This window comes from Sphingomonas sp. AAP5, from assembly GCF_004354345.1.
GTDB classification, from domain to species: domain Bacteria; phylum Pseudomonadota; class Alphaproteobacteria; order Sphingomonadales; family Sphingomonadaceae; genus Sphingomonas; species Sphingomonas glacialis.
Window position 1 is genome coordinate 2,378,845 of sequence record NZ_CP037913.1, and the last position, 12,258, is coordinate 2,391,102.

Here is a 12,258-nt window from a genome sequence, read left to right on the forward strand (position 1 = left end):
CCGGTGGCGGGGGGCGCGCGTCAATGGGGTGCCGGCCTATGCGCTTGAAAGCCGCGCTGTTCGGCGGGATAGATGCGCAGGTGAGCGCCGTTTCCTCCATAGCCCCCTCCCTCTCGGCACGCCCCCGCCCGTATCGCGCCGCCGCGCTGATCGCGCTGCTCGCGCAGCTGCTGTTCAGCTACCGCCTCACCATCCCGACCAAGCTGATGTTCGACGAGGTCCATTACGTCCCCGCCGCGCGCACGCTGATCGCGCTGGCGGGGCCGCGCAACATCGAGCATCCGCTGCTCGCCAAGGAGATCATCGCGGGCGGCATCCTGCTGCTCGGCGACAACAGCCTGGGGTGGCGCTTCTTCTCGACGCTCGCCGGGACCGCGACGGTGCTCGGCGTGTTCGCGATCGTCTGGCTGATGCTCGGGCGCGTGCGGCCGGCGGTGTTCGCCGCGCTGTTCACACTGTTCAACTTCACCGTCTTCGTCGAAGCGCGGATCGCAATGCTCGACGGCTTCATGGCGGCGTTCACGCTGCTCGGCATCGCCAGCCTGTTATGGGCGATGCGCGCCGAGACTGCGCGCGGCGCATGGGGGCGCTGGATCCTGGGAAGCGCGCTGCTCGGCCTCGCGGTCGCCGCGAAGTGGATCGCGGCGCCGTTCGTCGCCTATGCAGCACTCGGCTTCGTCGTCGTGCGGCTGGTCGATGCACGGCGCAGCGGGCGCTCGGTCTTCGCTGCGCTCAACGCCCGCCCGACCGGCGGCACGCACCGCCACTGGCGCGGCATGGCGGCAATCCCGGCGATCCTGGTGCTCGGCGTCGTCAGCATCGGCGTCTATTTCGCGACCTTCGCGCCGGCCTTCTTCTACACGATCGATCCGCTGACGTGGCGTACGCTGCTGCCGTTCCAGGCGACGATGTACGCCCAGCAGACGCAAGTGCTCCCATCGCACACCTATCAGTCGCGCTGGTGGAGCTGGCCGCTGATGCTCCGCCCGATCTGGTATCTCTACGAACGCACCGACGGCGCGCAGCGCGGGGTGTTGCTGATCGGCAATCTGGTCGTGCTGTGGGGCGGGCTCGTCGCGGTCGCGGCATGCCTGTATCGCGGCGCGCGCGCGCGCGACCTGCGCTTGCTTGCGGCGGCGGGGCTGTGGATCGGCAGCTATGTCGTGTGGATCCTCATCCCCAAGTCGCTCGGTTTTTTCTATTATTATTATCTGCCGAGCATCTTCCTGTGCATCACGCTAGCGGTCGCGCTCGACCATTTCCGGCACGGGCGGCAGTGGGACATGGCGGTGCTCGGCGGATGCGTCGCGCTGTTCGCGGTGTTCTACCCGATCCTCTCCGCGCTGCCGCTGTGGGGCCCGGATGCGTTCCGGGTATGGACGTGGTTTCCGAGCTGGGTCTAGCGGGCGTCGGCAGCGCGCAAGTCGGTTGACTCGATTGACCCCAAGACGGGATGTTTACGATCGCGATCGTTTCCGTTTCTGCGCTAATGCAGCGATCCGGGTTCGACGATTTCAAAGAGCAGTTGGTACATACCATGAACGGCAGATGTAGGACAGCGCCTTGTCCGCTTTCGACCAATTGCGGACGTTTGTAATTGCGGGCAGTCTCGCCTCATGAACCAAACCACAGTAGCCACTGCCAAGGGACGGGATTGGCCACGCGGACGAATTAAAAGTCGCCCGCTCGGCATCTTGTTGGCGATCGTGGTTGTGCCCGTCGTGGTTCTTTTGCTGTTGCTCGCTTCCCCCTTCATCTTGATTTTCTCACGTCCCAAAAGTCTTTCAAGTGAACAGGTTGCGCGCATCTTAGAGCGCGCTTCGGAAGGCACATTGTCGGAGCGAAATTGGCGGTGTTTCACTCAAAAGCCGATCCGGGACGCACGGCTTGATGCCATCCGCCAGCGAGCAGTTGTTTGCGGCCCGCCAGGCGCAGATCGACTTATGCTTCGTCAGTTGGTCAAAGAGGCGCGGGCTGCGGCGATTTCTTAAAGCGCACCCGTTATGTCTGCTTTCCACCACTTTCGGACACTCACGCGCCCAAGTGGACGCGGGCCGTAGACAGCCCCCTAATACCGCCCCCACACGAACCGCGACGACAGCGCGTAATTCCACACCGCCGCGACGAGCAGCCCAGCGACCGCCGAAAAGGCCCATGTCCCATGCTCCATCCGGAACAGGAAGAACGCCACCCCCACATTCGCCGCCGCGCCGACCGAGCAGACCAGGCAGAACGAGATCCACCCGTCGAGCAACGCGCGCGCGCCCTTGAGGCGGCGTTCGCGGTAGGTCAGCGCGTTGTTGAGGAAGAAGTTGAAGGTCATCGCCAGCACCACCGCGACGACCGTCGCCGACACGAACGCGACCCCCGCCTTGCGGTAGAGCATGTAGAGCACGGCAAGATGCACCAGCGCGCCGAGTGCGCCGATGCCGGTGAACATCACGAAGCGCACCGGCACGATCCGCCCGAACAACCGATCATAGAGCGCGATCAGGAATTCCATCGCGACGACGTAATCGAGCTTGCTCTCGCCCTCGGTGCGCAGCCGGAAGGTGTAGGGCAGTTCGAGGAATTTCAGCGGCCGCGGGCTCGCGGTCATGATGTCGAGCAGGATCTTGAAGCCGATCGCCGAGAGGTGCGGGATCAGGTCGCGCGCGATCTGCGTGCGCAGCATGAAGAAGCCGCTCATCGGGTCGCTCAGATCGGCTTTCAGCACGCGCCGCGACAGCCGCGTCGCCAGCGCCGATTTCTTGACGCGGTCCTGGTCCCAATCGCCCGTCCCGCCGCCTGCAACGAAGCGCGAACCGATCACCACGTCGAGCGCGGGATCGGCCTGGAGCGCGTCGAGCATCGCGGGCAGGATCGTCTCGTCATGCTGCAGATCGCCGTCGATCACCGCGACGACGGGCGCAGCGGTCGCGCACATCCCCTCGATGCACGCCGAGGACAGCCCGCGCCGCCCGAAACGCTGGATCACGCGGACGCGCGGGTCGCTCAGCCCGAGGTCGCGCGCCGCCTGTGCGGTGCCGTCGGGGCTGTCGTCATCGACGAAGATCGCCTCCCACGCACGCCCGCTGAGCGCCGCGTCGAGCTTGGCGATCAGCAGCGGAACGTTGCGCAGCTCGTTGAACGTCGGGATGACGACCGCGAGCTCGAGGCGTGGGATCATTGCAGCGCGGCCAGCACCGCATCGCCCATCGCGCTCGTCGAATGGGTGCCGCCGAGATCGGGCGTGCGCGCGCCGGCGCCGATCGCCGCGATCACCGCCGCCTCGATCCGCTGCGCCGAGGCCTCGTCCGACAGCGAATGGCGCAGCAGCATCGCCGCCGACAGGATCGCCGCGCACGGATTGGCCTTGCCCTGCCCGGCAATGTCGGGCGCCGAACCGTGGATCGGCTCGTACAGCCCGCACGTCCCGGTCCATTCGTTGAGCGAGGCGGAAGGAAGCATCCCGATCGAGCCGACGCACATGCTCGCCTGGTCGGAGAGGATGTCGCCGAACAGATTGCCCGTCACCACCACGTCGAACGCGCCGGGGTTGCGCACCAGCTGCATCGCGGCATTGTCGACATACATGTGGGTGAGCTTGACCTCGGGATAATCGAGCGCGACCTCGTTGACGATCTCGCGCCACAGCTGCGACGTCTCGAGCACGTTGGCCTTGTCGACCGAGGTCAGGATCTTCTTGCGGCGCTTGGCCATCTCGAAGCCGACGCGCGCGATGCGTGCGACTTCGGCCTCGTCATAGCGCATCATGTCATGACCTTCGCGCAGGCCCATCTTGGTGTGGCCGCGGCCCTTGTCGCCGAAATAGACGTCGCCGGTCAGCTCGCGGACGATCACCATGTCGATCGAGCGCGCGACTTCGGGGCGCAGCGCCGAGGCGTCCTCCAGCCCCGGGAACATCGTTGCGGGGCGCAAGTTTGCGAACAGGCCGAGTGCCTTGCGCAAGCCCAGGATCGCCTGTTCGGGACGCAGCGTGCGCTCGAGCCCGTCCATCTCGGGATCGCCGACCGCACCGAACAGGATCGCATCGGCGCGGTGCGCGAGTTCGAGCGTCTGCGGCGGGAGCGGATGGCCGAGCGCGCGATACGCCGCGCCGCCGACGAGACCGGGTTCGAACTGATGGTCGAGGCCGAGCGCTTCGAGCACGCGGCGGGCTTCGTGGGTGACTTCGGGGCCGATGCCGTCGCCGGCGAGGATCGCGATCAGTGCCAAGGTGCAGTTCCCTTCAATTGCCCCGCCAATGCCGAGCCGCGACGCGTCACGCAACCGCCCTTTTCAGCCGCTCGACCAGCCGCGTGCGCGCGGCGAGCGTCACCGCGCGGCGATCGACCAGGATCGAAGCCTCGAGCGCGCCGCCGGTCAGCCTGAGCGCCTCGAAGATTTCGTCCCACTCCGGCGCGACACCCGTGGTCAGCGCGGGCGGCAGCGTCTCGCGCTCCAACCCATAGCCGAGCTCGGCGAGCACCAGCAGTTCGTAGCGCGCGAGCGCCAGCGCCCAGCCGCGCGCGGCGGGCGCCGCCGCGATCACGCCGATCGTCCCGTCGAGCGCGGCATAGAGCCGCGGATACGGCTGCGCCTCAGGGAGCGCGGCGGCGGTGAGCGTGGTCACCCATTCGAGCGCAAGCGCGGGCAGCGGCTCGGCGTAGAGCGGTGCGCGGCTGGTGACGAGCTCGACCGTGAGGCTCGCGAGCTGGTCATCGGTGCGCGCCCGCCATTCGCCGATGACGCGGTTGGCGGGTTGCAGGATCGGCCGGATCCGCGTCGAGCGCCCGCCGCGGACATAGCCCGCCTGCAGGCCATGCTCGGCGGTCAGCGCCCGCACGATCGCGCCGTGTTCGCCGTGATGGCGGATCGCGAGGATCAGGGCTTCGACGCGCAAGTGCATGGCGGCGGTTTAACGTGGGTGGGGGGATACGCTAGGGGGCGGATGGCGCGCAGGCGATGTCTGAGCCTCCGCCACCGTGTTGGCGCGTGCGCGGCCACCGCCCCCCCCTTACAGCGACCAGCCACCATCCACGCAGATCGCCGCGCCGGTCACGAACGCGCCGAGATCCGCGCTCATCCATAGCACCGCATCGGCGATTTCCTCGGGCTTCCCGAGGCGCCCGACCGGCTCGAGATCGATCGCCTTCTGGATGTCGCCGTTGGTAAAGCGGTCCATCATCGGCGTCTCGATATTGCCCGGCAGGATCGCGTTCACGCGGATATTCAGCTTGGCATAATCGAGCGCGGCGGCCTTGGTCAGCCCGATGATCGCGTGCTTCGAGGCGGTGTAGGACGCGCCACCCGCCACTCCGCGGACGCCAGCGCCCGACGACGTGTTGATGATGACCCCGCTGCCCTGCCGCACCATTTGCGCCAGTTCGTGCTTCATGCAGACGAAGGTGCCGCGCAAGTTGATGTCGAGGATGCGGTCCCACTCGCTCAGCGAAATCTCGTGGACCGGCGCGGGTTTGTTCTCGACACCGGCATTGTTGAAGGCGATGTCGAGCCGGCCGAATGTCTCGACCACCCGGCCGACGGCCGCCTCGATTTGGTCGGGCTGCGACACGTCGCACGCGATGACCAAGGCCTCGGCGCCGGCGCTTCGCACGGCATCGGCGGTTTCGGAAAGACCGTCTTCGGTGCGGTCGAGGATGGCGACGCGTGCGCCCTCCGCCGCAAACGCGATGGCCGTGGCACGGCCGATACCGCTGGCGGCACCGGTAATGAAGACGACCTTGCCGGAGAAACGCTGTGTGTCTGACATGGGGAAACCTTTCTAGGGGAGGTGTTGAGGGCAGTCAGTCGGGCGAACCCTGCGACGATGTCCGGATCGTCGCTGCGAGCCACCCGTTCAGCGGGCGCGCGACGATGATGCGCGGCGCGATCTCACTCCGTGCCAAGCGGCGCGCGATAGTCTGCCTCGGTCACGGGCTCCATCCACGTCACCGGCGTGCCGTCGACCGCTTCCTGGATGGCGATATGCGTCATGGCCTGATGCGCGGTGGCGCCGTGCCAGTGCTTGTGGTCGGCGGGACACCACAGGATGTCGCCCGCGTGGAATTCGAGCTTTGGGCCACCCGCGATCTGCGTCCAGCCGACGCCCTCGGTCACGATCAGCGTCTGGCCGGCGGGGTGGCTGTGCCACGCGGTCCGCGCACCGGGCTCGAAATGGACGATCGCCCCCGACACGCGCGACGGCGCCTCGCGCTGGAACTGGCCGGTGATGGTGACCGTGCCGGTGAAATACGCGGCCGGTCCGTCGACGGTCTTCAGCTCCGCCTTGCGTGCGATACTCATGTCGGTCGCTCCTTGTTGCGCCTGCGCGGTGACGGACAGCAGCGCCGCGAAGCGGCAAAAGGCCGATCTTCATGGGGGGTGCCGCCTTCTCGATCCGCCGATCGTCACACCGACGACCGTCACGACTGGCAAGATAGGGCGGGGGAAGCGCCCGAATTAGCGGCTTCGCCAGCAACGAGACGATGAACAGTGTTCAACAATGGTGTAGGAGGTCGGGATGCAGCTGAGCCGAGCGGACCTGGCGGACTTCGCCTATTTTCTGGCGATCGCCAAACATGGTAGCTTCCGACGCGCTGCCCTCGCGATGGGCGTCACCACGTCCGCCCTCAGCCACGCGATCACCGCGCTGGAGGGCCGCCGCGGCGTGCGACTGTTGAACAGAACGACGCGCAGCGTCGCGCTGACCGCAGCCGGCGAAGAGCTCCGCGCGGCGATCGAAGCGCCGATGCAGAGCATTGCCGCCGCCGGCGAAACCCTCGACCGGTATCGCGACGCACCGGCCGGCCGCGTCAGGATCAACGTCCTCGAAGATGCGGTCGACCTGCTGCTCGAGCCGGTCATGCCGATTTTCGTCGACCGCTATCCCGACGTCGCGATCGACATCAGCATCAGCAATCGCCTGATCGATGTCGTCGGCAGCGGTTTCGATGCCGGCATCCGCTATGGCGGCACGGTGCCCGAGGACATGATTGCGCAGCGCCTGTCGCCCGATCTTCGCTGGGTCGCCGCCGCGTCCCCGGACTATCTTGCGCGCTTCGGTGCGCCGGCCGACCCGCAAGACCTGCAAAACCACCGTTGTGTCGGCATCCGCCTGGGGAACGACCAGGTCTATGCCTGGGAGTTCGAGCGCGATGGTGATGCCTGCTCGATCGCGACACCCGGCCCGCTGACGGTCGATTCAAGCCACGCTGCGATCGCGTTCGGGCTGTGCGGCGCGGGGATCGTGTACGCGAGCGAGGCGGTTCTGCGGGCGCATCTGGAGCGTGGGACCTTGCAGCCGGTGCTGACGGAGTGGACGACTGTCGGGAGCGGTTTCCACGTCTATTATTCGGGGCGTCGGCACCTGCCGACCGGGCTGCGGCTGTTGATCGATCTCATCAAAGAGCTGCGACCGCTCAAGGAGTAGGCGGGCGGCGTGTCCCTTTGCGGGGCGTGCCAACCGCATCGCCGCGGTCTTGCACACTCGATTTGTGCCGCACCGATCCCTCGCTTTGAAAGTGTCGGAACTCACCCACCCGGCGGCGTCCAATCTGCCATCCAGTACCGCGAGGCCAATCGAGCCAGGCAAGCACGGTTCGTCGCACTCGCTCTGCGTGCGCTAGCGCCGCAACCGCCGCGCGACCCGCTCGAGGCCCAGCCGCGTCACGCCGTGCTTGGCCCACAGCGCGCCCCGGTCGAACGCCTCGAGCGCGGCGATCGTCGCGCGGTTGGCGAGCGTCGGGCGGAGCAGCAGCACGTCGACGCACGCAACGCCGGCGGTGGCGAAGCTGCGCTTGTGCTGGCCGTCGCCCTCGGTGAAATCGAAACGGGTGAGGCCGGGCTCGGCATAGAGGTCGCGCATCGCCTCCAGCATCAGCACGCCGCCGGGCGACAGATCGTTGAACGCCGGGTCGTGCCCGACATGGTCGTAGCGGACCGTCCCGCCTTCGATCGGGCAGTAGAGATACGCCGCCGGCTCGCCTGCGACATAGAGCAGCCAGGCGCGCACTTGGCCCGCCGCCGCGAGCGCAGTCATCGTGTGCACGAACGCCGGATCGTCGGGCAAGCCGCCGCCGAGCAAGCGCTCCTGATAGGTCCGCTGTGAGATCCCGCGCGCGACCGCGTGGAAAGCGCCGAGCTCGTCGGCGGTGCGGGAGCGGCGGACGTCGAGCGCGCCGCCCGACAGCGCGATCACGCGTTTGGTCTTGCGCTTGAGCCCCGAGCGCGTGTTGCCCGACAGCGCCGCTTGATAGGCCGCAAAGCCGATCGTCAGATCGGCATAATGCCGCGGATAGCGTTGCCGGACATAGCCGATCATCCCGCCCGCCGCGCGGCGCAGCGACGCGAGACCGTGTTCGGGAAGCGAGGTCACGGCATAGCCATCGGCACCGCGCGCAAGCGGCGGGAGGATCGGGAGCGGGCCGTCGAACACCGTGTCGAGCGACAAAGGAAGCCGCACCAGCCGGCGCGAGATCGACGCCAGCGTGCGCGCGCCGATCTGGAAGCGTAGCGCAACCGCTTCCGCAGCAAGCGGCGTCACGCCGCGCGCTCGGCCACCATGTTCGACCATAATTGCTCGGCCTGGCGCCAGCGCGTGCGCAGCGGATCGGGGCCGAGCGGCACGTCGTTCTGCTCGAGCCGGAGCGCGGGGCGATCGGCGAAATGCACCGTCGGCATCGCCTCGGCGCGCTCGGCGAGCAAGCCGCACAGCGCTTCGAAGCGCCGGACATGCACCGTGTTGGCGCGCGTCCCCGCGCGATTGGCGAGCTCGAAGCCGTGGCTGACGATGTTCACCGCGGCATGGCGATGGAGCTCGGCATGGTCGAGCGCGGCGCGCATCTCGCCGACCGACAGCGCGCAGATCTGGAAGTTGCGCAACGCGCCGGGCCGCTCCTCGATCACCGTGACGGGAATCTCGATCACGCCGTCGATTAGGACCGGCGCGATCTGGCGCTCGGGCAAGTCGATTGCGCTCGGCCACGGATGTTCGCCGCCATTGTGGCTGGCATCATAGCTGAAACCGAGCTCGGCGAGCGCGCGCAGCGTGTCGGCGTTGGCGCTGTACGACCCGGCGCGGAATGCAATCGGATTGGGCGCGCCGATCGCGGTGAGCAAGTCGGTCGCGCCCGAGATCAACGCGCGCTGTTCGGCGAAACTGTATTCGGCGAGCTCGAAGCGCGACGCGCTCGCCCCGCCGTCGCCCGACACCGCGCTCGTCCAATTGGGGTGGAGGTGGAGCTGCACCTCCTGCCCAGCGGCGAGGATCTTCTCGACGATGCCGCGCAGCGGCGCGAGCCCGAAGGTGAGCGCCGGCATCGGATCGACGAAGAAGCACGCCTTCAGCCCGTGCTGCGCGAGCATCTCGAGCTTGTAGCTGACGCCGACACCGGCCGGCTCGAGCGAGCGCTCGAAGATCTCGGCACTCGCGAGGCCATCGCTGTGGTGCCGCCACATCACTTCGGTGTCGATCGTCAGGAATACGGGCGTTGTCATCCCGTCCAGCCATAGCCGGACGGGCGTAAAGATTTCGCAAAGTCCGTATGTTGCATTTTGTTTCTGACCCGGATCAATCTCCGGTGAGGATGCGATCGACCAACTGCTTGACGGTCGGGACGAAGCCGTTCGAGTAGAACGGATCGTGCTTGAACTGGTACGCGCCGTGTCCGGCAAACATCAGATTCTGCTCGACATCGCCGCCATGCGCGATGTCCTGCAGCGTCTTCTGGATGCAGAAGCTGCGCGGATCGGCAAGCCGGCCGGTCGAATTCGTCTCGGTGTCCGACCACGACGAGAAGGCACACTGGCTGAGGCAGCCCATGCAATCGGCCTGATCCTTGCGGATCACGCCCTTGTCGGCGGTGGTGACGAAGACGAGCGTGTTGTCGGGCGTCTTGAGCGCATCGGTGAAGCCCTCGCCGAACCACTGCCGCGCGCGCAGCAGGTCGTTGCGCGTGACCCAGAAGTTCTTGCCCTTGACGCCCACGTCGAGCTGATAGGTGTGATCGCCCGCACTCTGCGTCGAAAAGGCGATCTGGCGCTCCGAACGCTCCTGCAGATGGCGCAGGAACGGGTTGAGCACCGCGCTCGAATAGAATCCGGTCGGCGAGAAGCGATGCAGCAGCACTTCGCCTTCCTGGATGTTGGTCAGCCGCGCCTTCCACTCCTGCGGGATCGGGCTTTCCTGCGTCAGCAAAGGCCGCGTGCCGAACTGGAAGGCGATCGTGCCGAGCTCGGGATTGTCGATCCAGTTCGCCCAGTCGCGCAGATACCAGACGCCGCCTGCCATCACGATCGGCACGCTGTCGGGAATCCCGCCCTCGCGCATCGTGTCGCGCAGCGCCTTGACGCGCGGATACGGATCCTGCGGCATCAGCGGGTCTTCGGCGTTCGACAGGCCGTTATGCCCACCCGCAAGCCACGGATCCTCATAGACCACCGCCGACAGCCAGTCGGCCGCCTTCGAGTACGCGCGCTTCCACAATGCGCGGAAGGCGCGGCCCGAGCTGACGATCGGGAGATAGCTGACTTCGTACGACGCCGCGATCTCCGACAGCTTGTACGGCATCCCTGCGCCGCAGGTCACGCCCGCGACGAGCCCGCGCGTGCGCTCGAGCACGCCGTGCAGGATCCGCTGCGCGCCGCCCATTTCCCACAGCACGTTGATGTTGATCGCGCCCTTGCCACCGGCAATGTCGAACGCCTTGCGGACCTGCTGGACCGCACCCTCGATCGCATATTCGATCAGCTCTTCGTGGCGCTCGCGCCGCGTCAGCGCCTTGTAGACCTGCGGGATGATCTTGCCGTCGGGGTCATAGCTGTCGGCATTGACCGCCGACACCGTGCCGATGCCGCCCGCCGCCGCCCAGGCGCCCGCGCTCGCATGATTGGTCGCAGCGACGCCCTTGCCGCCCTCGACGAGCGGCCAGACCTCGCGGCCGCCATAGACGATGGGCTTCAAACCAGTGAACAACGTGACCGCCTCCGACTTAACTTACGTTCTGTTATACGCTTTGGACGCCCGATCGGGCAAATCTCTAATCCCCGAACGCCCCGGGACGTCCGATAACGCTGCCATAGAGCTGTGCATAGCGCGCGATCATCGTTGCTTCGTCATACTCGGCGACGGCCTTGCGCCGGTTGAGCTCGCCGAGCCCCTTGCGACCCTCGGGAGTCGCCTGTGCGAGCGACTCGAGCGCGTCGCGGATCAGCACTTCCTGGTCGCGGCGTTCGATGAAGCTGCTGTTCTCGGGCGCGACCATCTTGAGCACGTCGCCAACCGGGGTCGAGACGATCGGCAGCCCCGCCGCCATGCCTTCGAGCACGCAGATCGGGAATTGCTCGGACTTTGACGACAGCGCCATGATGTCGAACAGCCCGATATAGTCGTGCGGGTTGGGCAGGAAGCCGGGCAGCAGCACCTGATCGGCGACGCCCATCCGCTCGGCGGCATCGAGGATCGCCTGGCGTTCGGGCCCCTCGCCCACGATGATGAGGCGCGCGCGGCTCGACATGCCGCCGAACGCGCGGACGAGCAGCGGGAGGTTCTTGACCTCGCGCAGACCCGCGAGCGTGCCGATCACGAGTTCGCCGGGCTTGCGCTTGAAGCCGGGGATCGCATTGGGCTTGGGCGGGATCGCGTAGCGCGCGGTGGCGATGCCGTTGGCGATGCGGTGGACGCGCTCGCGCGGCTGCTTCCACGTCTTCAGCGCGATGGTTTCGAGCGTCTCGGACGGCACGACCAAGGCGGCGGCCTTGGTCAGCGCGAAGCGGCGATAGATATTGCGCTCGGCCTTGAGGCCTTTCGCCTCGTCGGCGTTGAAGCCGTCTTCGTGGTGCACCAGCGGCGGCACGCCGTTCGACGAGACACGCCGCGCCATCGCCCCGTCGATCGCGCCCCAATTGTAGGTCAGCACGAGGTCGAAGCGGCGCATGTACGCCGCAATCGCCTCGTAGCGCTTGACCGAGGGCGAGCCGGTCAGCGGCGGCGGGTTCTGCGCGATCTCGTAATCGATGCCCTTGGCGATGGCGTCTCGCGCGCCGTACTGGCCATCCATGCTCGACACGATCGTGTGGCGTGCGCGGTCGCCGAACGCGTTCATCAGACGCACCGCGCGCGCTTCCTTGCCGCCGAGCGAGAAGGTCGAGTGCAAGTGCAGGATGTTGACGGGCCGGCTCATTTCCGCGCGGCGTTAGCGTGAAATGACGGCGGCGTCATCTGTTGGTGTGGGGGAGCAAGACCGCCCTCCTGCTTCTTGCTCCCCTCCCGCCTGC

General features: G+C 67.1%; 11 protein-coding genes. 2 read left to right on the forward strand and 9 right to left on the reverse strand.

The genetic code is table 11. The features are described 5' to 3' along the window. Positions 1-44: 44 nt before the first annotated feature. On the forward strand, positions 45-1,403 hold the full coding sequence (locus tag E2E30_RS11065; protein WP_133192047.1) for a phospholipid carrier-dependent glycosyltransferase: 1,359 nt from the start codon (positions 45-47) through the stop codon (positions 1,401-1,403). A gap of 665 nt (positions 1,404-2,068) precedes the next feature. On the opposite strand, the gene E2E30_RS11070 is transcribed toward E2E30_RS11065, so the two are convergent. From E2E30_RS11070 to E2E30_RS11090, 5 genes are all read right to left on the reverse strand, one after another. Continuing rightward, positions 2,069-3,169 carry a glycosyltransferase gene (locus tag E2E30_RS11070; RefSeq protein WP_133189771.1) on the reverse strand — a complete coding sequence of 367 codons (1,101 nt, stop codon included), beginning with the start codon at positions 3,167-3,169 and terminating at the stop codon, positions 2,069-2,071. Continuing rightward, positions 3,166-4,218, reverse strand: coding sequence for a 3-isopropylmalate dehydrogenase (gene leuB, locus E2E30_RS11075; RefSeq protein ID WP_133189773.1), 1,053 nt, complete (start codon positions 4,216-4,218; stop codon positions 3,166-3,168). Before leuB ends, E2E30_RS11070 begins: the two co-directional genes overlap by 4 nt. 46 nt (positions 4,219-4,264) lie before the next feature. Then, complete coding sequence (recO, locus tag E2E30_RS11080) at positions 4,265-4,891, reverse strand: DNA repair protein RecO (RefSeq protein WP_133189775.1); 627 nt, start codon at positions 4,889-4,891, stop codon at positions 4,265-4,267. Between the two features lie 108 nt (positions 4,892-4,999). After that, the gene (locus E2E30_RS11085) at positions 5,000-5,755 is read right to left on the reverse strand and encodes an SDR family NAD(P)-dependent oxidoreductase (protein WP_133189777.1); all 756 of its coding nucleotides are present in this window, start codon (positions 5,753-5,755) and stop codon (positions 5,000-5,002) included. Positions 5,756-5,877: 122 nt separating this feature from the next. Further along, complete coding sequence (locus E2E30_RS11090; protein ID WP_133189779.1) at positions 5,878-6,288, reverse strand: (R)-mandelonitrile lyase; 411 nt, start codon at positions 6,286-6,288, stop codon at positions 5,878-5,880. A gap of 217 nt (positions 6,289-6,505) precedes the next feature. On the opposite strand from E2E30_RS11090, the gene E2E30_RS11095 reads away from it, so the two are divergent. Beyond that, the gene (locus E2E30_RS11095) at positions 6,506-7,414 is read left to right on the forward strand and encodes a LysR family transcriptional regulator (protein WP_133189781.1); all 909 of its coding nucleotides are present in this window, start codon (positions 6,506-6,508) and stop codon (positions 7,412-7,414) included. 192 nt (positions 7,415-7,606) lie between these two features. Here the strand turns inward: E2E30_RS11095 and E2E30_RS11100 are convergent, their stop codons facing one another. The 4 genes from E2E30_RS11100 to E2E30_RS11115 form a co-directional block, all read right to left on the reverse strand. Beyond that, on the reverse strand, positions 7,607-8,527 hold the full coding sequence (locus tag E2E30_RS11100) for a GNAT family N-acetyltransferase (protein WP_240698913.1): 921 nt from the start codon (positions 8,525-8,527) through the stop codon (positions 7,607-7,609). Next, positions 8,524-9,480 (reverse strand): polysaccharide deacetylase family protein, encoded by a 957-nt coding sequence (locus E2E30_RS11105; RefSeq protein WP_133189785.1) that lies wholly within the window; start codon positions 9,478-9,480, stop codon positions 8,524-8,526. The genes E2E30_RS11100 and E2E30_RS11105 overlap by 4 nt, the downstream gene beginning before the upstream one ends. Positions 9,481-9,553: 73 nt before the next feature. After that, complete coding sequence (locus E2E30_RS11110) at positions 9,554-10,957, reverse strand: NAD(P)H-dependent flavin oxidoreductase (RefSeq protein WP_133189787.1); 1,404 nt, start codon at positions 10,955-10,957, stop codon at positions 9,554-9,556. Between the two features lie 64 nt (positions 10,958-11,021). Further along, the gene (locus tag E2E30_RS11115) at positions 11,022-12,164 is read right to left on the reverse strand and encodes a glycosyltransferase (protein WP_133189789.1); all 1,143 of its coding nucleotides are present in this window, start codon (positions 12,162-12,164) and stop codon (positions 11,022-11,024) included. Between the last annotated feature and the right edge of the window lie 94 nt (positions 12,165-12,258).